Origin of the sequence: Actinomycetospora chlora (genome assembly GCF_039542135.1) — a bacterium.
Taxonomy (GTDB): domain Bacteria; phylum Actinomycetota; class Actinomycetes; order Mycobacteriales; family Pseudonocardiaceae; genus Actinomycetospora; species Actinomycetospora chlora.
In genome coordinates this window covers 18,537-37,836 of record NZ_BAABHO010000022.1, presented here as the reverse complement: position 1 = coordinate 37,836, position 19,300 = coordinate 18,537, and the positions used below count along the sequence as shown (strand labels likewise).

21 protein-coding genes are annotated in these 19,300 nt (G+C 75.6%); 2 read left to right on the top strand and 19 right to left on the bottom strand.

The window, feature by feature from the left end:
• Genes ABD994_RS15160 through ABD994_RS15150 form a run of 3 tightly spaced genes read right to left on the bottom strand, consistent with a single transcriptional unit; the run spans nt 1 to nt 3,108 of the window.
• Nucleotides 1-1,134 carry a cobalamin-independent methionine synthase II family protein gene (locus ABD994_RS15160; protein ID WP_345416140.1) on the bottom strand — a complete coding sequence of 378 codons (1,134 nt, stop codon included), beginning with the start codon at nt 1,132-1,134 and terminating at the stop codon, nt 1-3.
• A 28-nt stretch (nt 1,135-1,162) separates the two neighbouring features.
• Nucleotides 1,163-2,134 (bottom strand): MBL fold metallo-hydrolase, encoded by a 972-nt coding sequence (locus ABD994_RS15155; protein WP_345416136.1) that lies wholly within the window; start codon nt 2,132-2,134, stop codon nt 1,163-1,165.
• 29 nt (nt 2,135-2,163) lie between these two features.
• Nucleotides 2,164-3,108: a fumarylacetoacetate hydrolase family protein gene (locus ABD994_RS15150; protein WP_345416133.1), complete on the bottom strand. Its 945-nt coding sequence runs from the start codon at nt 3,106-3,108 to the stop codon at nt 2,164-2,166.
• Between the two features lie 131 nt (nt 3,109-3,239).
• On the opposite strand from ABD994_RS15150, the gene ABD994_RS15145 reads away from it, so the two are divergent.
• Complete coding sequence (locus tag ABD994_RS15145; RefSeq protein ID WP_345416130.1) at nt 3,240-3,848, top strand: TetR/AcrR family transcriptional regulator; 609 nt, start codon at nt 3,240-3,242, stop codon at nt 3,846-3,848.
• A gap of 17 nt (nt 3,849-3,865) precedes the next feature.
• On the opposite strand, the gene ABD994_RS15140 is transcribed toward ABD994_RS15145, so the two are convergent.
• From ABD994_RS15140 to ABD994_RS15130, 3 genes are all read right to left on the bottom strand, one after another.
• Nucleotides 3,866-4,165 (bottom strand): hypothetical protein, encoded by a 300-nt coding sequence (locus ABD994_RS15140; RefSeq protein WP_345416127.1) that lies wholly within the window; start codon nt 4,163-4,165, stop codon nt 3,866-3,868.
• Nucleotides 4,166-4,367: 202 nt separating this feature from the next.
• Nucleotides 4,368-5,102, bottom strand: a complete 735-nt coding sequence (locus tag ABD994_RS15135; protein ID WP_345416125.1) for a PIG-L deacetylase family protein — start codon at nt 5,100-5,102, stop codon at nt 4,368-4,370.
• A 10-nt stretch (nt 5,103-5,112) separates the two neighbouring features.
• On the bottom strand, nt 5,113-5,955 hold the full coding sequence (locus tag ABD994_RS15130) for an SWIM zinc finger family protein (RefSeq protein ID WP_345416122.1): 843 nt from the start codon (nt 5,953-5,955) through the stop codon (nt 5,113-5,115).
• Between the two features lie 85 nt (nt 5,956-6,040).
• Between ABD994_RS15130 and ABD994_RS15125 the strand changes: the two genes are divergently transcribed.
• A complete protein-coding gene (locus ABD994_RS15125) occupies nt 6,041-6,631 on the top strand; it encodes a dihydrofolate reductase family protein (RefSeq protein WP_345416119.1) in 591 nt (196 codons plus the stop codon).
• A gap of 1 nt (nt 6,632) precedes the next feature.
• On the opposite strand, the gene ABD994_RS15120 is transcribed toward ABD994_RS15125, so the two are convergent.
• From ABD994_RS15120 to ABD994_RS15060, 13 genes are all read right to left on the bottom strand, one after another.
• Nucleotides 6,633-9,695 carry a DEAD/DEAH box helicase gene (locus tag ABD994_RS15120; protein WP_345416116.1) on the bottom strand — a complete coding sequence of 1,021 codons (3,063 nt, stop codon included), beginning with the start codon at nt 9,693-9,695 and terminating at the stop codon, nt 6,633-6,635.
• A gap of 4 nt (nt 9,696-9,699) precedes the next feature.
• Nucleotides 9,700-10,131, bottom strand: coding sequence for a Rieske (2Fe-2S) protein (locus ABD994_RS15115; protein WP_345416113.1), 432 nt, complete (start codon nt 10,129-10,131; stop codon nt 9,700-9,702).
• 130 nt (nt 10,132-10,261) lie between these two features.
• Nucleotides 10,262-10,966: an HAD family hydrolase gene (locus ABD994_RS15110; protein WP_345416110.1), complete on the bottom strand. Its 705-nt coding sequence runs from the start codon at nt 10,964-10,966 to the stop codon at nt 10,262-10,264.
• The gene (locus ABD994_RS15105) at nt 10,963-11,955 is read right to left on the bottom strand and encodes a quinone-dependent dihydroorotate dehydrogenase (protein ID WP_345416107.1); all 993 of its coding nucleotides are present in this window, start codon (nt 11,953-11,955) and stop codon (nt 10,963-10,965) included. Before ABD994_RS15105 ends, ABD994_RS15110 begins: the two co-directional genes overlap by 4 nt.
• On the bottom strand, nt 11,952-12,446 hold the full coding sequence (locus ABD994_RS15100) for a PH domain-containing protein (protein WP_345416104.1): 495 nt from the start codon (nt 12,444-12,446) through the stop codon (nt 11,952-11,954). The genes ABD994_RS15105 and ABD994_RS15100 overlap by 4 nt, the downstream gene beginning before the upstream one ends.
• Nucleotides 12,443-12,919, bottom strand: a complete 477-nt coding sequence (gene ribH, locus ABD994_RS15095; protein WP_345416101.1) for a 6,7-dimethyl-8-ribityllumazine synthase — start codon at nt 12,917-12,919, stop codon at nt 12,443-12,445. Before ribH ends, ABD994_RS15100 begins: the two co-directional genes overlap by 4 nt.
• A complete protein-coding gene (locus ABD994_RS15090) occupies nt 12,916-14,202 on the bottom strand; it encodes a bifunctional 3,4-dihydroxy-2-butanone-4-phosphate synthase/GTP cyclohydrolase II (protein WP_345416098.1) in 1,287 nt (428 codons plus the stop codon). The genes ribH and ABD994_RS15090 overlap by 4 nt, the downstream gene beginning before the upstream one ends.
• A 6-nt stretch (nt 14,203-14,208) precedes the next feature.
• Nucleotides 14,209-14,853: a riboflavin synthase gene (locus tag ABD994_RS15085; protein WP_345416095.1), complete on the bottom strand. Its 645-nt coding sequence runs from the start codon at nt 14,851-14,853 to the stop codon at nt 14,209-14,211.
• A 96-nt stretch (nt 14,854-14,949) separates the two neighbouring features.
• Nucleotides 14,950-15,618: a ribulose-phosphate 3-epimerase gene (gene rpe / locus ABD994_RS15080; RefSeq protein WP_345416304.1), complete on the bottom strand. Its 669-nt coding sequence runs from the start codon at nt 15,616-15,618 to the stop codon at nt 14,950-14,952.
• A gap of 72 nt (nt 15,619-15,690) precedes the next feature.
• The gene (locus tag ABD994_RS15075; RefSeq protein ID WP_345416092.1) at nt 15,691-17,145 is read right to left on the bottom strand and encodes an RsmB/NOP family class I SAM-dependent RNA methyltransferase; all 1,455 of its coding nucleotides are present in this window, start codon (nt 17,143-17,145) and stop codon (nt 15,691-15,693) included.
• Nucleotides 17,142-18,068, bottom strand: coding sequence for a methionyl-tRNA formyltransferase (gene fmt / locus ABD994_RS15070; protein ID WP_345416089.1), 927 nt, complete (start codon nt 18,066-18,068; stop codon nt 17,142-17,144). The genes ABD994_RS15075 and fmt overlap by 4 nt, the downstream gene beginning before the upstream one ends.
• 3 nt (nt 18,069-18,071) lie before the next feature.
• Complete coding sequence (def, locus tag ABD994_RS15065) at nt 18,072-18,623, bottom strand: peptide deformylase (protein ID WP_345416080.1); 552 nt, start codon at nt 18,621-18,623, stop codon at nt 18,072-18,074.
• A gap of 85 nt (nt 18,624-18,708) precedes the next feature.
• On the bottom strand, nt 18,709-19,272 hold the full coding sequence (locus ABD994_RS15060; RefSeq protein ID WP_345416077.1) for a TIGR03086 family metal-binding protein: 564 nt from the start codon (nt 19,270-19,272) through the stop codon (nt 18,709-18,711).
• Nucleotides 19,273-19,300 lie beyond the last annotated feature (28 nt).

The following is a 19,300-nucleotide window of genomic DNA, read 5'->3' as shown; positions in this document are numbered from 1 at the left end:
TCAGGCGCGGACCAGCGCCGCGCCCTCCGCGATCGACCGCAGCTTCATCCCGGCGACCGTCGGCCCGACCCGCCCGAAGCCGACGAACGTGCCGAAGCCGCAGTCGGTGCCGGCCATGACGCGGTCGGTCCCCACGACCCGGGCGTAGCGCTCGAGGCGCTGCGCGACGAGGCGCGGGTGCTCGACGATGTTGTTCAGGGTGTCGACGACGCCGGGCAGCAGGACCTTGTCGTCGGGGATCGCCATCCCGGCGACGTCGGCCCACTCGTGCTCGTGGCGCGGGTTGGCGGCCTCGAACGAGATCGTCTGCGGGCGGCCCGCGAGCACCGGCGGGAGCAGCTCGGCGAGCGGGGCGTCGAGGTGGTGCGGGCCCTCGTAGTTGCCCCAGCACAGGTGCAGGCGCACCCGCGACGGGTCGATGCCCTGCAGCGCCCGGTCGATGGCGGCCACGTGGCGCTCGGCGAAGCCGACGAGCCCGCGGCGCTGCACCTCGTCCCCGCACCAGAACCGCGTGTGCCCCGCCATCGGGATGTCCGGGCAGTCGAGCTGCAGGACCAGCCCGGCGTCGACGATCGCCCGGTACTCGTGGGCCATCGCGTCGGCGAGCGCGTCGAGGTAGGCGTCGTAGTCGGGGTAGTGCAGGTTCGGGCTGCAGGTCGAGATGCAGCCCGGCGACGCCGCGGGCATGAACGCCTGGCCGTCGCCGGTGTGGCCGACCTTGTCCAGCGCCAGCTGCAGGGTGGCGATGTCGCGCTGCACGGCCGCGGCGCCGGTGTAGCTCACCGGCCCCTCGCAGTTCGCCGGCATGATGTGCGCCCCGGCCTCGCCGCCGTACTGCGCGACCGCGAGCTCGGGTGCGGCCTCGAGGTCGTCGATGCTCCAGGCCCCGGCGTGCCCGCCGAACCCGGCGAGGCGCTCGCGGACGTAGTTGACGAAGCCCGGCTTACCCATCTCGCCGTCGGAGACGACGTCGATCCCGGCACCGTGCTGCATCGCCACCACGTCGTGGACGGCCTCGGTGACCGCCGCCTCGAGCTCGGCCTCGTCGCCTGTCCCCTCCTGGTGGAGGTACATCAGCCGGGTCAGCTCCGCGGGCCGGGGCAGGCTGCCGACGTGGGTGGTGCGCACGGTCATCGGGGGCTCCTTCGGGGTCGGGGGCGGGTCAGGACGGTGCGGACCGCTCGAACAGCGCGGGGTCGAAGCCCTCGAGCGCGGCGATCTTGGTCAGGACGGTCAGCCGGTCCGGCCGCGGGAGGGACGGATCGAGCTGCTGGTAGACGTTGAGGACGTTCTGGGCGAGGCGTCCGTGCTCGGGCAGGTCGGCGAAGCGCCCCAGCTCGATCGACGCGATCGCCGCGTCGACGTCCAGGCCGTCCTCGAAGCGCTGCCGCGCCTGGTCGGAGACGGTGACGAGGTAGGCGCGCATGTCGGCGACCTCGGGCTTGCCGCTGACCGGCCCGTGCCCGGGGACGATGACGTCGACGTCCAGGTCGAGGATGCGGTCGAGCGCGGCGATCCAGCGGTCGATGGGCCCCGCCCAGGCGATCGGCGTGCCGCCGACGAACAGGATGTCGCCGGCGTAGAGCAGGCGGGCGTCGGGCACGTGGACGATCGCGTCGCCCGGCGTGTGGGCGGGGCCGACCTGGATCAGGCGGACCTCGCGCCCGCCGACGTCGACGCTCTCCTCGCCGGTGAACGTCCGGTCGGGGCCGGTCGCGGTGATCCCGTCGAGCTCGAACGGGCCGAAGATGTGCCGGGCGAACTCGCCGAGCGCGCCGTCCAGGTGCTTGACCCGCGCGACGGTGTCGAGCGCCTCCTGCGTCATGAGCGCGGCGGCGGCCTCCGACGCCAGGATCTCGACGTCGCGGGTCTTCACCAGCTCGTTGCCGTTGACGTGGTCGGGATCGGAGTGGGTGTTGACGAGCGTCCCGATCGGGTGGCGGTCGGTGACCGGCGCGATCCCGGCGAGCATCTCGCGGGTCAGGGGCAGGTCGAACAGGGTGTCCACCAGCAGCGAGGTGCCCGAGCCGGTGATCAGCCCGGCGTTGCTCCAGCCCCAGCTGCCGTCGGGCTGCAGCCACGCGTGGCAGCCCTGGCCGAGGTCGTGGAGGCCCTTGCGGTAGTCGAGGGTCACGGTGGTCCTCTCCCGGTCGTGGACGGCGGTCAGTGGCCGGTGCGCAGGGGCGTCATCGGCGGGGCGGGGCGCACGACCTGGCGCGTGGCGCCCAGGGCGTCCGACGACAGCGACACCACGTCGCCGGGCTGCAGCCAGCCGCCGTAGGCGGCCGGGTCGGCGGTGTCGACGTGCTCGAGCAGGCAGCCGCCGGGGACCGTGCCCGAGCCGATGACGTCGCCGGGCACGAGGTCGGTGCCGCGGGACATGTAGGCGAGCTGCTCGCCCCAGGTCCAGTCCATGCCCGCGAGCGAGCCCTTGGCGATCTCGCGGCCGTTGACGGTGGCCGCGACCTCGAACGCGTAGCCGTCCGGACCGAGGTGGGGCGCGAGCTCGTCGACGGTGACCAGGGCGGGCCCGAGGGTGATCGCCATGTCCTTGGCCTTGCCCATGCCGATGCCCTGGGCCATGTCGCGCATCTGGTGGTCGCGGGCGGTCCAGTCGTTGAAGAACGTGAAGCCGGCGATGTGGTCGGCGGCGGTGTCCGGGTGCAGGTCGCGGCCCGCGCGCCCGACGACGGCGCCGACCTCCAGCTCGAGGTCGAACATCCGCGACCCCGGCGCGATCGCCACGTCGTCGTGCGGGCCGACGACCGCCGCCGGGTTGCCGAAGTAGAACGCCGGCGCCTGCGACCACGCCGGGTGCAGCTCGGGTGCGCGGCCGAGCGCCCGGTAGCAGCCCCGCAGGTGGTCGAGGAACGACAGCCCGTCGCGCACCGACGGCGGGCGCGGGATCGGCGCGAGCAGCCGGACCTCGCCCACCGCCCGGACCTCCGCCGGGTCGCGGCGCGCGGTGTCCGCCGCCGCGGCCAGGCGCTCGCCGTCGTCGCCGAGCAACGAGAGCAGCGTCGTGCCGGCCGGGAGGCCCCGGACGGTCTCGTCCTCCAGCAGCCCGGCGCGGGGGCCGTCACCCCCGTCGTAGGTCACCCAGCGCACGGCGCCTCCCCGGCTCGCGGTCGCGAACCCGTACTCGGGTACAGGTTCGACTCCGGAACCTAGGGCAGGGTGTGACGCAGATCAATACTCGGGTACGGGTTCGTGATCGCCGCTGTGGTCTACTGATCGCGATGGAGACGGCGGAGCTCCCCGAGATCCCGGAGGTCGGGCGCCGGGCCCGCAAGCGCCTCGAGCGCCGGGACCGGGTGTACGCGGCGGCCATCGCGCTGTTCGTGGAGCAGGGCTACGACGAGACCTCGATGGACGACATCGCCGCCCGCGCGGGCCTGTCGCGCACCACGGTGTTCAACCACTTCGCGCGCAAGGCGCTCTTCCTCGAGGAGTGGGCGCTGCGCCGGCGCCAGCGGGCCGCGCAGGCCATCGGGGCCGCGGACGCGGGGGGCGCGGCGGTGCGCGCGCTGCTCGAGCGCTACTTCCGCGCCCTCGCCGAGATCAACGGCGAGATGCGCGCGGAGACGACCGCGCTGATGCGGCTGTCACTGAACAACAGCGACGTCTTCCTCGGCCACGTCCTCGCGGCCGACCTCGCCGACCTCGTCGCGGCGAGCGACGCCCGCCTGCGCCCGTCGACCGACGCCGCGCAGGTCGGGCGCCTGCTGGCGCTGGGGTACTACTCCGCGGTCGTGCGCTGGATCCACGTCGACCCCGCGCCGTTCCGGCTCGACGGGGAGCTGCTCGCGGTGCTGGACACCGTGCTGGCCGGCGCCCTCGAGGGGTGACGGACGCCGGCCGGGACTCAGCCTTCCGGGGCGACGTCCACGCTGACGGCGGGGTCGCCGGGACGGCGGCCGAGGACGTCGGTGAAGAACGCCTCGAGGTCGGTCGGGCGGCCCGCGGCGTCCAGCTGCGGGTGCTCGCGCCGACCGGCGGCGGCGTCCTCGACGGCCGTCTCCACCAGCGCGCGCTCCTCGGAGCCCAGCACCAGGTAGCCACGCAGCGAGCCGTGCCACGGCCGCCGCCACTGGACGTAGGTGAGGTCGGTGTCTGCGATCTCCTCGACCGAGACACGGTTGCCGAGCCACTGCAGGTCGCTCATGGGTCCTCCTTCACGCCGGGGAGCATCACCGGCGACCGGTGCCCGCCGCCCCGGGTGTGGAGGCTGTGTGCGGCGGGGCGTCCCGGCCGGTGCCGGGGGCGTCGTCGTCCCCACCTGACGTCCTCCAGGTTGACCGGTCGCGCACGCTGCGTAAACCGTCGCGGCCGTTGCGTCGCTCACGGATCATCCGATCCGGGGGCCGTCAGCGGGTGTCGAGCACCAGGTAGCCCTCGGCGAGCCGGTCGGGCCCGAACCCGGCGGCCTTGGCCTGCGACCGGCCCCACGCCCACATCCGCCCGGGCAGGTCCTCCATGTGCGCGGTCTGGCTCTTGTGCGCGCGCAGGGCGTCGACCTTGCGCTCGTAGGCGTCGGTGGTGTCGACGTAGTGGTCGGCGCCCTCGCCCATGTGGCTGATCCACACCTCGCTGACGGAGTGGGCCGCCAGGCCCTCGTCGGCGAGCAGCTCGGGGTGCGCGAACGGGTTGCGGGCGTCGGGGTAGACCGCGCACATCGTCGCCTCGCCGGCGGCGGTGTGGTCCGGGTGGCTGCCGTACATCGAGCGCAGGTTGCGCGTCGGCGACTGCGTGACCACCCGGTCGGGGCGCACCTGCCGGATGACCCGGGCGAGGTCGCGGCGCAGCTCGTGGGTGACGGAGAGGCGGCCGTCGGGCCAGCCGAGGAAGTGCAGCTCGTCGACCCCGAGGATCGCCCCGGCCGCCGTCTGCTCCTCGCGGCGGATGGTCGCCATGTCGGTGCGGCTGACCTCCTCGTCGTACCCGCCGGCGTCGCCGTCGGTGATGAGGCAGTAGACGACGCGGTGGCCCTCGCCGGTCCACGTGGCGACCGAGCCGCCGTTGCCGAAGTCGATGTCGTCCGGGTGGGCGACCATGATCAGGATGGTCAGCGGGCCGGTGGCGTCGGGCTGCTCGGGCTCCACACGGATCAACCTACTCCGCGGTCGGCGTCCCCAGCCGCAGGTAGAGCGGGCGGAGCACCTCGCGGACGTCCTCACCGCCGACGAGGACCGGCGGGAGCTCGTCGAGCAGCGCGTCCGGGGGCGGGCCGGCCGGGTCGGCTCGGCCCGCCCGCGCCGGCACGTCGGGCACCGGGACGCCGGCGCGGTGGAAGCGGTCGAGGACGTCCTCGAGGGCCGTCGGCGTCCCGGCCCCGGCGTCGCGGCGGTCGCGGAGGGCGGCGAGCAGGGTCGCGCGGTCGCGGCCCCGCCAGCGCAGCAGCGCGAACGGGTCGACGTCGAACTCCTCGGCGGCCAGGTACGCGACGGCCGCGAGGTGCTTGCAGGGCACCGACCAGTCCGGGCACGTGCAGTCCATCGGCAGCTCGGCCGAGCCCTGCGGGAACAGCGACAGGCCGACGCCGGCGAGGACGTCCTCGAGGTCGTCGGGGACCTCGCCGGCGAGCAGGGCGGCGGCGTACCAGGAGTCGGCGGCCAGGGCGTCGAGCACCGCCTCCCAGGCCTCGTCGGCGAACGGCCGCAGCCCGATCCGCGCCCGGTAGGGCTCGTCGCGGCTGCCCTGCACGACGGCGGTGATGGCGCCGGGCTCGATCGCCAGCTCGACGACCTGGCCCTGGCGCGCGTAGGTCTTGCCGCGGTCGAGCCGGCCGCCGACGCCGAGGGCCGTGAGCACCGCGAGGAAGCGCCCCGACCACCACGACTCGCCGATCGCGCCCCGGCGGCTCCGCGCGGCGATGCCGTCCTCGACGGGCTTGCGCTTGCCGTACTCCTCGAACCTCTCCGAGAACCGGGGCCCCGAGCGCGTCTCACGCACCATGTGTGGCCTGCTTCACAGCCGCTCCCCGTCCTCCGGACACCTCGCGGTTCGTCTCCCTCGCGTCACGACCACGGAGGAGAACATCATGACCCGCAGAGGCAAGGTCATCGTTGCGCAGTTCGTCACGCTGGACGGCCGGGTGGAGGACCCCGACGGCTCGCTGGGCACACCCCGGGGCGGCTGGGCGTTCCGCCACCCCGAGGCCGTCGCGGGCGACAAGTTCGACCTCGGTGACGCGCTCGAGACCGGCGTCGACCTGCTCGGACGGCGGACGTGGGAGCTGTTCTCCCACATCTTCCCCCGCCGCGACGACCCGTTCTCGCGCCGCCTCACCGCGATGGAGAAGCTGGTGGCGTCCCGGACCCTGACCGACGTCGGCGCCTGGGCGAACTCCGCCCTCCTGACCGGAGACCTCGTCGACGAGGTGCTGCGCCGCCGGGAGCACCAGGACGTCGTCGTCACCGGCAGTGGTTCGATCGTCGACACGCTGATCGCCGCGGACCTCGTCGACCAGTTCCGCCTGCTCGTCTTCCCGGTGGTCCTGGGGACCGGCCGGCGGCTCTTCGACGCGACGGGCCCGCACCTCGACCTCGAGCTGAGCTCGCTCGAGGACGCCGGACACGGCATCGTCCGGCAGGTCCACGACCGCCGGCCCGCCGCCGACGTCGCCGCCTGACTCACCCGGTCCCTTCGCTGTCGTCCTCGGGGTCCTCGGGGTCCTCGGGCTCGGGCTCGTCCGGCTCGTCGATCGGGGCGTCGAGGGTGAGGACCCTCGCCAGCTCGTCGGCCGACAGCTCGGAGAGCCAGTCCTCCCCGTCGCGCACCGCGAGATCGGCGAGCTCGCGCTTGCCGGCGATGAGGTCGTCGATGCGCTCCTCCAGCGTGCCGGCGCAGACGAGCTTGCGGACGCCGACCGTGCGCTTCTGCCCGATGCGGAAGGCCCGGTCCGTGGCCTGGTCCTCGACGGCCGGGTTCCACCACCGGTCGACGTGCACGACGTGCTGCGCGGCCGTGAGCGTGATCCCGGTGCCGCCCGCCCGCAGCGAGAGCAGGAACAGCGACGGCCCGTCCCCCGACTGGAAGCGCTCCACCATCGCGTCCCGGGCCGTGCGGGAGACCCCGCCGTGCAGCCACGCGACCTCGGTGTCGAAGCGGGCGGCGAGGTGCGGGGCGAGCATGTCGCCGAACGCCGCGAACTGCGTGAACAGCAGCGCCCGGTCCCCCGCGGCCAGCACCTCGGCGAGGATCTCCTCCAGGCGCGCGATCTTCCCGGAGCGCCGCCCGATGGGCGAGCCGTCGTGCAGCAGCAGGGCGGGGTGGTCGCAGACCTGCTTGAGCTTCGTCATCGCCGCGATCACCCGCCCGCGGCGCTCGATGCCGGGCTTGACGTCGTCGATCTTCTCGAGCACCTGGTCGACGACCACGCGGTAGAGCGAGGCCTGCTCGCTGGTCAGCGTGCAGCGCTCGACCGTCTCGATCTTGTCGGGGAGGTCGTCGACGACGGTCGGGTCGGTCTTGAGCCGGCGCAGCAGGAACGGCCGGGTCCGCCGGCGCAGGTCCTCGGCGACGTCGGTGCGGCCGTGGCGCTCGACGGGGACGGCGTAGCGCTCGCGGAACGCCGTGACGGTGCCGAGCAGGCCCGGGTTCACCGCGTCCATGATCGACCAGAGCTCGGCGAGCCGGTTCTCCACGGGCGTGCCGGTGAGGGCGAGCCGGTGCTCCGCGTCGAGCCGCCGCACGGCCTTCGCCCCGCGCGAGCGGTTGTTCTTGACCATCTGGGCCTCGTCGAGCACCACGCGGTGCCAGGCCGGCCCGGCGAGGGCGTCGGTGTCGCGGACGAGCGTGCCGTAGGAGGTGACGACGAGGTCGGCGCCCGCCGCGGCGGCCCCGGGGTCGGAGCGGCCGGCGCCGTGGTGGACCGCGACGCGCAGGTGCGGGACGAAGCGCTCTGCCTCGCGCCGCCAGGTGGACACGACGGACGTGGGACACACCAGCAGCGTCGGGCCCGGGTCGTCGTCCGCGCGCTCGTGGGCCTCCAGCGCCAGCACCTGCAGCGTCTTGCCCAGGCCCATGTCGTCGGCGAGCACGCCGCCCAGGCGCAACCGGGCGAGGAACGCGAGCCACGACAGCCCCCGCGCCTGGTAGGGCCGCAGGGTGGCGTGGACACCGGGCGGGGTGTCGAGGGGCTCGAGCCGCCCTCCCCCGCCCAGGAGCTCGCCAAGGGGCCCGTCCAGCGACAGCGACTCCACGGGCAGCGGCGCGGGGACGTCGTCGGGGTGGGTGACGGCGAGGTGCAGGACGTCGCCGGCCGTCGGTGCGTCGCGGCGCTCCTCGAGGAACGCCAGCCCGTCGCGCAGCCGGTCGGGGTCGACGGCGACCCACCGCCCGCGCAGGCGCACCAGCGGGGCCTTGGCGCGGACCAGGGCGTCCATCTCGGCGGCGGACAGCGTCTCCCCGTCGACGGCGAGGCGCCAGGTGAAGTCGACGAGGTCGTCCTTGCCGATCCGCGGGCGGGTGGCGACGACGCCGTCGGGCTGCGCGCTCTGCCCGGCCCCGACCAGCCCGAGCCGCGCGGGGCCGGCCCGCCAGCCCGAGGGCAGCAGGACGCCGAAGCCGGCACGGTCGAGGTCGGGGGCCACCTGGGCGAGGAAGTGGTGGGCGCCGGCGAGGTCGAGGTCCAGCCCGCCCGGACGCGGGACGCGCAGCGCCTCGCCGATCTCGGGGTAGACGCGGGCGGCGCGGCCGAGCTCGCCGAGCAGCAGCTCGGCGGGGTCGTCGAGCCAGCGCCGCAGGGCGGTGGGGTCGCGCCAGACCGTGGCGGCGTCGACGGTGAGGCTCGGGTCCTGCGCGGACTGCAGGGCGAACGTGAGCCGGAAGACCGGCTCGGGATCGTCGAGGGCGTGGTGGAACTCGTCGGCCACCACCTCGTCGAGGCGGAAGCAGGCGCGGGCCGGCCCGGCGTGCGGGGCGCCGACGACGGCCCAGCGGCGCAGGCCGGCGGCGAGGTCGTCGGGCGGGGTGGGCCCGCCCAGCACCGGCTCGGCGCCGAGCGCGTGCGCCCAGTCCGGGGCGGCCGCCAGCTCCGGCGAGCCGGTGACGCGGGCGCGGGCGTGGGCGTCCACCGCGGCGGCCAGGGCGGCCTCGACGACCGCCGCCGCCGAGGGCGTCTCCTCACCGGGCACGCGCTCGCAGCGGCACACCGGCGGCAGCGCGGCGGCGAGCGTGTCGGCGGCCACGAGGTCGGGGCCCTGGAGCACGGGGCGCCAGGTCAGGCCCTCGCCGTCGTCGGCCGAGGGCAGCACCCGGCCCCGTGTGACGAGGTCCGCGGCGAGGGCGTCGAGCGCCCGGAGGAGGAGCACCGAGGTGCTGACGAGCGCTCCGGCGACGGCGTCGTCCGGCGGCGCGGGCGGGCCGGCGCCGGGCGGGAGCTCCAGGACCGGGACGGTCCAGTCGGCGAGCACCGGGTCGCCGGCCGCGGGCGCGTCCTCCTCGCGGTCGAGCGCGTCGGAGTCCCGCGGGCCGTCCGGGTCGGACGGGAGCGCCAGGACGGCGACGCCCGGCGTGGCCGTGGCCGTCCCCCACACCCGGGCGAGGCGTTCGGCCGGCACCGCGAACGGGTGCGGCCGGGCGCCGCGCCGGGCGCGGCTGGTGCTGCGGACCGGGAGCTCGGGGTCCTCGGCCCACAGGCACACCCCACGGCCGGGCGACCACAGGGCGTGCAGGGCGAGGCGGGCGGGCACGTGCCTAGGCCACCTGCACCGTGCCGTTGAGCACCGTGACCGGCAGCTCGGTGAGCCCGCGGGTGGCCGGCCCCTTGCGCAGCGCGCCGGTCGCGGCGTCGAACTGGCTGAAGTGGTTGGGGCAGGTGATGACGCCGCCCTGGGGCGGGTCGACCGTCGTGCCCTGGTGGGGGCACTTCGCGTCGAACGCCTTGACGACCCCGGGCGTCGGCTGCACGAGCAGCACCACCCGCTCGCCGAGCGTCTCGATGGTGCCGCCCCCGACCGGGATCTGCGCGAGCGGTACGCCGCCGCCGACGGACGGGGCGGCCGACGTGGTCGCGCCGGGCTGGTACTCCCCCGGCGACGACGAGCAGGCGGCCAGGGCCCCCGGCGCGGCGAGGGCGACCGCGAGCCCGCAGAGAACCGTGCGCCGGCTGGGAGCGGTGGACGTCACCGACACCTCCGTGAGTTGTGGTGGCGAGATCGTGGTGGAGCTCCAGTCTCCCCCGGACCCCCGTCACCGTCGGGTGAGGGTACGTGCGTGATCTTCGGAGCTATCACTCGGAAGATCACGCACGAGGGGGTCAGGGGGTCGGTTCCTCGGGGAGGGCCAGGAGGCCCTCGACGACGTCGTCGAGCGCGGGGCCGGTGACGTGGGGGCGGGCGACGGCGTCGGGGATGCGGCCCTCGAGCCGCTCGCAGAAGCCGCCGACCAGGCCCGCCGACACCGCGCCGTGCACGTCCCACGAGTGGACGGCGACGAGCGCGGTCCGCGCGGGCGCGGTCGCGACCCGCTCGCAGGTCCAGTGGTAGACGCGCGGCGGCGGCTTGAACATCTTCAGCTCGGCGCAGGAGACGACGTCGGCGAGCAGGTCGCGCACCCCGCCCGCCGTCAGGGCCGCCCCGGCGACCTCGGCGGAGCCGTGGGTGAACCCGTACGCCGTCACCCCGGCCTCGGCGAGACGGCGCAGGGCCGGCGCCACGTCGGGGTGCACGGGCAGCTCCCGGAACCCGTCGATCACCGACGCCACCTGCTCGTCGGTGAGGTCGCGCCCGCAGGTGCGCCGCAGCATGTCCGCGGCGACGACGGCGAACGGCGGGGCCTCCCCGGCGAGGGTCATCGCCATGCCTTGGTGGAGCAGCCGGGCGAAGAACAGCTCCAGCTCGTGGCCGGGCCGCCCGAGCGCCTCGATCCGGGGCCGCAGACCCTCGAGCTGCAGGCACGTCTCGAAGAGGTCGAACAGGACGACCTGGGGGCGGCGGGCCGGGGCACGGTGCGAGGTCGTCACGAGAGCTCCTCCAGGACGCGGCGGGGCCACGCCGGCCCGCCGTAGACGAAGCCGGTGTAGGCCTGCACGAGCGTCGCGCCGGCGTCGAGCCGGGCGCGGGCCTCGGCGCCGGAGTCGATGCCGCCGACCGAGACGAGCGTCAGCCGGTCGCCGACGCGGTCGCGCAGCCGGGCCAGGACGGCGCGGGCCGGTCCGACGAGCGGCGCGCCGGAGAGCCCGCCCGCGCCGGCCGCCTCGACGTCGGCGGCGGGCGACGCCAGGCCGGCGCGGGAGACCGTCGTGTTGGTGGCGACGATCCCGTCCAGCCCCTGGTCCACGGCGAGGTCGGCGACGGCGTCGACGCCCGCGCCGTCGAGGTCCGCGGTGATCTTGACCAGCAGCGGCGTCGCGCCGACCTCCGCGCGCACCGCGGCGAGCAGCGGCTCGAGGGCCTCGACGCCCTGGAGGTCGCGCAGCCCCGGGGTGTTGGGCGAGCTGACGTTGACCACGACGTAGTCCGCGTGCGGGCCGAGCACGCGGGCCGAGTAGCGGTAGTCCACGACGGAGTCGGTGGCGGTCTTCGATCGCCCGATATTGACCCCGACGACCGTGCCGGCCCCGCGCTCGCGCAGCGTCGCCAGCCGGGCGGCGACGACGTCGGCGCCGGCGTTGTTGAAGCCCATGCGGTTGACCAGCGCGCGGTCGGCGGGCAGCCGGAACAGCCGCGGGCGCGGGTTGCCGGGCTGCGGGCGCGCGGTGACGGTGCCGACCTCGACCGCCCCGAACCCGAGCCGCGCGAGGCCCCGCACACCCTCGGCGTCCTTGTCGTAGCCCGCCGCGACGCCCAGCGGGTTGGCGAAGCGCAGCCCCATGGCCTCCACCGGCCGTGCCGGGACGTCCCCGGGCAGCAGCGGCGTGGCCGCGCGCAGGGCGGTGACGCCCACCCGGTGGGCCAGCTCCGCGGGGACGCGGGTGGCGACGTGGCGGAACAGGGCCTCGTACAGCGTCATCCCCGGTCCGGGTGGTGGTACTGCGCGTGCAGCCGCCGCAGCGCCGTGACGCCGCGGGCGGCGTGGCCGCGGTCGACGGCCTGCAGCGCGGAGATCGTCAGGTACTCGTCGTCGGGCAGGTCGAGCCGGGCGAACTGGGCGCCGTCGGGGAAGGTGACGGCGACGACCTCGGACCACGGCACCCGCCGGGTGAGGATCGTGGCGCGGACCTCGACGCCGCCGGGCCCCGCCCGCAGCCGGGGCCGCGTGAACAGCAGCGCGCCGCCCGCCAGCAGGGCGCCGAGCACGACCATGGCCACCTGGTCGGCGGCCCGGAAGATGAAGCCCGACGGCGCCACGAACACCAGCAGCGCCCCGGCGCCGAAGAATGCGAAGAGGAAGGCCGCGATGATCGAGGCGACCCAGCGGATGCGCACGGGCCGCACCTCGAGCTCGACCTCGCCGATGTCGAGCGCCTCCGGCGGGACCACGGGGCCCTGGGGCGCGGTCACGACGACCTCAGCCCGCGCAGCGTCACCGCCGCGTCCAGCGCCGCCACCGTGGCCTCGAAGCCCTTGTCCTCGGTCGAGGACGGCGTCCCGGCCCGCTCCCAGGCCTGGGACTCCTCGTTGACCGTCAGCACGCCGTTGCCGACCGGCGTCCGCGTGTCGAGGCCGACGCGCAGCAGCCCGGCGGTGACGGCGTCGCACACGTAGTCGAAGTGCGGTGTCGCGCCGCGGATGACCACGCCGAGCCCGACGACCGCGTCGTGGCCCTCGGCCAGTCCCTGGCACACGACCGGCAGCTCCATCGCACCCGCCACCCGCACGACGGTGGGCTCGCCGACCCCGGCCTTCGCGGCCGCGTCCCGGGCCCGCTCGAGCAGGACGTCCACGATCTCGGCGTTCCAGCGGGTGGCCGCGACGGCCAGCCGCAGGCCCGTCGCGTCGGGGACGGCGGCGTCGGGCCGTCCGGTGCCGCTCACGCCCGCGTCCCGCCCACGGCCGGGCGCCCGTCCTCGGTCGGCTGCGCGACGACGGCGTCCTCCTCGGCGTCGAGGCCCTCGAGGTCGTGCCCCATCCGGTCGCGCTTGGTGCGCAGGTAGCGCAGGTTCTCCGGGGTCGCCCGGGCCGGCAGCGGCACCCGGCCGAGGATCTCCAGGCCGTAGCCCTCGAGCCCGGCGCGCTTCTCCGGGTTGTTGGTGAGCAGGCGCATCGACCGGATGCCGAGGTCGGCGAGGATCTGGGCGCCGGTGCCGTAGTCGCGGGCGTCGGCGGGCATGCCCAGCGCGAGGTTGGCGTCGACGGTGTCCGCCCCGGCGTCCTGGAGCTGGTAGGCCTGCAGCTTGTGGATCAGCCCGATCCCCCGGCCCTCGTGCCCGCGCACGTAGAGCACGACGCCGCGGCCCTCGGCGACGACGGCGGCCATGGCCGCGTCGAGCTGCGGGCCGCAGTCGCAGCGCCGCGAGCGCAGGACGTCGCCGGTGAGGCACTCGGAGTGGACGCGGACGAGCACGTCCTCGCCGTCGCCGAGGTCGCCGTGCACCAGCGCGACGTGTTCGATGCCGTCGAGCAGCGAGTCGTAGCCGTAGGCCACGAACGTGCCGTGGTCGGTGGGGATGTTGGCGTGCGCGACCTGCACGACCTGCTTCTCGGAGCGCCGCCGGTAGGCGATGAGGTCCTTGATGGTGATCAGCGAGAGCTCGTGCTCGTCGGCGAAGACCTGCAGCTCGTCGAGGCGGGCCATGTCGCCGTCGTCCTTCTGCGAGACGATCTCGCAGATGGCGCCGGCCGGGGTCAGACCGGCCAGGCGGGCGAGGTCCACGGCCGCCTCGGTGTGCCCGGGGCGGCGCAGGACGCCGCCCTCGCGGGCGCGCAGCGGCACGACGTGCCCGGGACGCGAGAGGTCGGTGGGGCCGGCCTCCGGGTCGGCCAGCACGCGGATGGTGTGCGCGCGGTCGGTGCCCGAGATGCCGGTGCCGATGCCCTCGCGCGCGTCGACCGAGACGGTGTACGCGGTGCCGTGGCGGTCCTGGTTGATCGAGTGCGCGGGCGGGAGGTCGAGCCGGTCGCAGGCCTCGCCGGTGAGCGGGACGCAGATGTAGCCCGATGTGTACCGGACCATGAACGAGACGAGCTCCGGCGTGGCGTGCTCCGCGGCGAACACGAGGTCGCCCTCGTTCTCGCGGTCCTCGTCGTCGACGACGACCACGGCCTTCCCGGCCGCGATGTCGGCGATCGCCCGCTCGATGTGCTCGAAGCCGTCCACGTGCTCCTACTTCCCCTGCGATGTGTCGGCAGCGCCGGACTGGGCTGAGTGCGCTCCCACGAGCCGTTCCACGTACTTGGCCACCACGTCGACCTCGAGGTTCACCGTGGAGCCCACGGTCCGCTCCCCCAGTGTCGTCTCGCGCAGGGTGGTCGGGATGAGGCCGACGGCGAAACCGTCGTCGTCGACCTCGGTGACGGTGAGGCTCACGCCGTCGACGGCGATCGAGCCCTTCTCGACGACGTAGCGGGTCAGGCCCGTCCCGGATCCCTGGCGCGGCACGGTGAACCGCACCGTCGTCCACTGCTCGTGCTCGTCGCGCCCGGCGACCGTCGCGGTCCCGTCGACGTGGCCCTGCACGATGTGACCGCCGAGCCGGTCGCCCGCCGCGACGGCGCGCTCGAGGTTGACCCGCGTGCCCGCGCTGGCGCCGGCCAGGCTGGAGCGGCGCAGCGTCTCGCCCATGACGTCGACGCCGAACTCGCCGTCGCCCGGGTCGACCACCGTCAGGCAGACGCCGTTCACGGCGATGGAGTCGCCGGGGCGCGCGTCGGAGGTGACCACGGGCCCGCGCACGCGCAGGCGCGCCGCGTCCTCACCCGTGACGACGTCGACGATCTCGCCGACCTCCTCGACGATCCCCGTGAACACCGATCACCTCTCGTCCCGGCGGCATCAACGCCGCCGTCGCCCGCCATCATCCTCACGCCGTCCGGGGACGGCAGCACCACCGCGGTGACGCCGCTCTCACCCCGTCCCGAGGTGCGCCGACGCCGCCGCGGCCTGGGCGCGCAGGGCCTCGAGGGCCTGCTCGGGGTCGTCCGCGCCGTACACCGCCGAGCCCGCGACGAAACAGTCGACGCCCGCCTCCGCGGCCTGCTCGACGGTGTCGCGGCTGATGCCGCCGTCGATCTCGACGAGGACGTGCAGGTGGCCGGTGTCGACCAGGCGCCGGGCCGTGCGCACCTTGTCCAGCACCTCGGGCATGAAGCTCTGGCCGCCGAACCCGGGCTCGACGCTCATGACGAGCAGCGTGTCGAAGTCCCGCAGCACCTCGACCCAGTCCTCCAGCGGGGTCGCCGGCTTGATCGACAGGCCGGCCAGCGCGCCGGCGGCCCGGATGTCGCGGGCGCAGCCGCGGGGGTCGCGGGCCGCCTCGGCGTGCACGGTCACGTTGCGCGACCCGGCCTCGGCGTAGCCCGGCGCCCACCGGTCCGGGTCGTTGATCATCAGGTGGCAGTCGAGCGGGATCGCCGTCGCCCGCTCCAGGGCCTCCACCACCGGCAGCCCCAGCGTGAGGTTCGGGACGAAGTGGCCGTCCATGACGTCGACGTGCAGCCAGTCGGCCCCCGGCACCGCGGCCGCCTCCTCGGCGAGGCGCGCGAAGTCCGCGGACAGGATGCTCGGAGCGATCATCGGGGCGTGCGCCACGTGACTCATGGTAGTGGTGACGCCACGCGCGTTGCGCCGGGCGGGCGGTCGCACCGGCTAGGGGACGCGCAGCACCGCCGCGTACATCGCGTCCGTGCCGTGGCGGTGGGGCCAGAGCTGGACGCCCGGACCCTCGTGTACCTCGGTGTCCGGCACCTCGGGCAGCAGGGCGGGGGTGTCGAGCACCTCCGCGCCGGTCTCGGCCGCGACCGCGGCGACGACCGCGGCGGTCTCGTCGGGGTGCGGCGAGCAGGTCGCGTAGGTGACGACGCCGCCGGGCCGGGTGCGCGCGATGCCCGCGCGCAGCAGGGAGCGCTGCAGCTCGGTGAGCTCGGCGACGTCCTCGGGCTGCCGTCGCCAGCGGGCCTCCGGGCGGCGGCGCAGCGCGCCGAGGCCGGTGCAGGGGGCGTCGACGAGCACGCGATCGTAGGCGGCCTCGGGCAGCGCGACCTCGCGGGCGTCGCCGGTGTGCACCCGCACGGGCAGGCCCTCGGTGGCCTGCTCGACGAGCCGGGCCCGGTGCGGGGCGCGGTCGACCGCGTCGAGCGTCGCGCCCTCGATCGCGGCCAGCGCCCCGAGCAGCACGGACTTGCCGCCGGGGCCGGCGCACAGGTCGAGCCAGCGGGTGTCCTCGCCCTCGACCGGCGCCCGGGCCGCGACCAGCGCCACCAGCTGGCTGCCCTCGTCCTGCACGACGGCGAGGCCCTCGCGGATCGGCGGCAGGTCGCCCGGGTCGCCGCCCTCGGTGAGCAGCACCCCGTAGGGCGAGTACGGCGACTCCTCGCCGCCGGTGATCGCGGCCAGCTCCTCGGCGGAGATCTCGCCGGGGCGGGCGGCGAGGTGCACGGCGGGCCGGGTGTCGTCGGCGGCCAGCGCGGCGGCGAGCTCGTCGTCGGAGCCCAGCGCCTGCGCGAAGCCCTCGGCGATCCACCGCGGGTGGGCGTGGGCCAGCGCGAGGCGGCCGAGGGCGTCGTCCGGGGCGAGCCGGTCGACCCACTCGGCCTCGGTGTGCTCGGCGACCCGGCGCAGGACCGCGTTGACGAACCCGGTCGGCTTCGACCCGGCGCGCGACCGCACCAGCTCGACGACGGCGCTCACCGCGGCGTGCGGGGGGATGCGGGTGCGCAGCAGCTGCTGGGCGCCCAGGCGCAGGCTGTCGAGCACGACGCCGTCGAGGGCGTCGAGGGGACGGTCGACGCAGGCGGCGAGCACGGTGTCGAGCAGGCCCTGGGCGCGGCAGGCGCCGTAGGCGAGGTCGGTGGCCAGGGCCGCGTCGCGCCCGGAGATCCGCCGCTCGCGCAGCAGCGCGGGCAGGGTGAGGTTGGCGTAGGCGGCGTCCTCGCGGACGGCACGCAGCGTGTCGAGGGCGGCCTCCCGGGCCGGGTCGCCGCTGGGCGGGCGGGCCGGGCCCTGGCGGCCGCGCGGGGGCCCGCTGCGGCGCCGGTCGTCGGGCTTGCGGCGGGGGCCGCGCCCGGAGCGGTGCCCGCCCGGCGGGACGGAGCTGTCGGTCACGCGAACCGCTCCCCCGCCTCCGGACGCACGCCGCGGGCCCAGTCGACCGCGGGCATCGGGCGCTTGCCGCCGGGCTGGACGTCGCCGAGGGCCACGGTGGCGGTGGCCGTGCCGACCAGGACCCGGGTGCGCTCCACCCGGATCGCACCCGGGTCGAGGCCCGCCTCGCCGGTGGTCAGCACGGGGCCCAGTTTGAGCCGGGCGTCGCGGAACGTCGTCCAGGCCCCCGGCGCGGGGGTGACGCTGCGGACCAGCCGGTCGACCGCGGGCGCGGGGTGGTCCCACGGGACGCGGGCGTCGTCGACGGTGACCTTGGGCGCGTAGGAGACGCCGTCGGCCGGTTGCGGTACCGGCACCAGCTCCCCGTCCTCGAGGCCGTCGAGGGTGTGCTCGAGCAGGGCGGCGCCCGACGTCGCGAGCCGCTCGAGCAGCGTCCCGGACGTGTCGTGGCGGCCGATCTCCTCGGTGACCGTGCCGAACACCGGGCCGGTGTCCATGCCCTCCTCCAGCAGGAACGTGCTGGCGCCGGTGATCTCGTCGCCCGCCCGGACGGCGGCCTGCACGGGCGCGGCGCCGCGCCAGGCCGGCAGGAGCGAGAAGTGCAGGTTGACCCAGCCGTGCCGCGGGACGTCGAGGGCCTCGCGGCGCAGCAGGTTGCCGTACGCGACGACGGGGCAGCAGTCGGGCGCGAGGTCGCGCAGGGCGTCGAGGAAGGCCGGCTCGGAGGCCTTCTGCGGGGTGAGGACGGGCACCCCGGCCGCGTCGGCGAGTGCGCCGACGGGGCTGCGCTGCGGCGTCCTGGAGCGCCCGACCGGGGCGTCGGGCCGGGTGACGACGGCGACGACGTCGTGGCGCGCGCTGTCGAGCAGCCGCTGCAGCGACGGGAGCGCGGGCTCGGGGGTGCCGGCGAAGACGATGCGCACGGCTCAGGTGGCCCGGCCGAACAGCGGGTGGGGGCTCTGCTTGACCGTCGGCGGCGCGGCCGGGTCGAACCAGGGCGCCGTCCGGATCGCCTTCATGGCCTCGCGGCGGGTCTCCGGGTCGAGCTTGTCGAGGAACAGGACGCCGTCGAGGTGGTCGGTCTCGTGCTGGATCGCGCGGGCGACCAGCGCGGTGCCCTCCACCGTCTGCGGCTCGCCGTGCAGGTCCCACCCGGTGGCCACGACGTGCTCGAAGCGGCGGCAGTCGAACCGCAGCCCGGGGATCGACAGGCACCCCTCGGGACCGAACTGCTCGGTGCCGTCCACCGCGTTCCACGTCGGGTTGACCAGGTGGCCCTCGACGCCGTCGGCCCGGAACACGAACACCCGCAGGCCGACCCCGATCTGCGGGGCCGCGAGCCCGGCGCCGCCCTGGTCGCGCATCGTCTCGTGCAGGTCGGCGACGAGGGTGGCCAGCTCGCGGTCGAAGTCGACCACGGGGTCGGCCTTCGTCCGCAGGACGGGGTCGCCGAACAGGCGCAGGGGCTGGACGGTCATCGATCCTTCTTCGCAGGGAGACGGAGCGCAGCGGAGCTCGACCCCTTGGGCAGGGAGCGTTCGACCGTCCAGTCTAGGCCTCCGGTCAGGGCTTCCAGTCGGGGTCGCGGCCGATGAAGCCGAGCAGGCGGGTCTGGGCGTCGGCGTCGGCGGGCACCGGCACGCGCGGGCCGTACTGCCCCGAGGAGCGGATGACCTCCTCCATCGGCTCCATGCCGGCGACGAGCCGGGCGCACTCGTCGGGGTCGAGGCGGTCGTCCTGGCCGGTGGCGCGGGCCAGGTCCCAGGTGTGCATGAGGACGTCGGTCGTGTAGATCATGTCGGTCGCGGCCCCGAGGGTCATGTTGCCGAGGTGCGGGTTGTCGATCGGGCGTTCGGCCTGCCCGGGGTCGTCGAGCAGCGCCTGGACCGCGGCGCTCTGGTGCTCCCAGGCGGCCACCGGGTCGTCCTGCGCGGTCGGCCCCGGCGGGAGCGTGATCCCGCAGCCGGCCAGGAAGCCGGGGAACCACGTCGTGAGGTGGTCGACGACGTCGCGCGCCGTCCACGCCGGCACCGGCGTGGGCACCTCCCAGCTCGTGGTGCCGCGCACGCGGTCGCCGAACGTCGCCGCGACGCGCCGGTGGCGGTCCGCGGGGGTCTCGCTGCTCATGCCGTCCTCCTTGTTCAACCTTTCGGTT

Bases quoted from the DNA above. Each gene is read 5' to 3' on its own strand.
- ABD994_RS15145 (WP_345416130.1), top strand. From the start codon at position 3,240: ATGGAGACGGCGGAGCTCCCCGAGATCCCGGAGGTCGGGCGCCGGGCC.
- ABD994_RS15130 (WP_345416122.1), bottom strand. From the start codon at position 5,955: ATGGTGCGTGAGACGCGCTCGGGGCCCCGGTTCTCGGAGAGGTTCGAG.
- ABD994_RS15125 (WP_345416119.1), top strand. From the start codon at position 6,041: ATGACCCGCAGAGGCAAGGTCATCGTTGCGCAGTTCGTCACGCTGGAC.
- def (WP_345416080.1), bottom strand. From the start codon at position 18,623: ATGACCGTCCAGCCCCTGCGCCTGTTCGGCGACCCCGTCCTGCGGACG.
- ABD994_RS15140 (WP_345416127.1), bottom strand. From the start codon at position 4,165: ATGAGCGACCTGCAGTGGCTCGGCAACCGTGTCTCGGTCGAGGAGATC.
- ABD994_RS15060 (WP_345416077.1), bottom strand. From the start codon at position 19,272: ATGAGCAGCGAGACCCCCGCGGACCGCCACCGGCGCGTCGCGGCGACG.
- ABD994_RS15105 (WP_345416107.1), bottom strand. From the start codon at position 11,955: ATGACGCTGTACGAGGCCCTGTTCCGCCACGTCGCCACCCGCGTCCCC.
- rpe (WP_345416304.1), bottom strand. From the start codon at position 15,618: ATGATCGCTCCGAGCATCCTGTCCGCGGACTTCGCGCGCCTCGCCGAG.
- ABD994_RS15160 (WP_345416140.1), bottom strand. From the start codon at position 1,134: ATGACCGTGCGCACCACCCACGTCGGCAGCCTGCCCCGGCCCGCGGAG.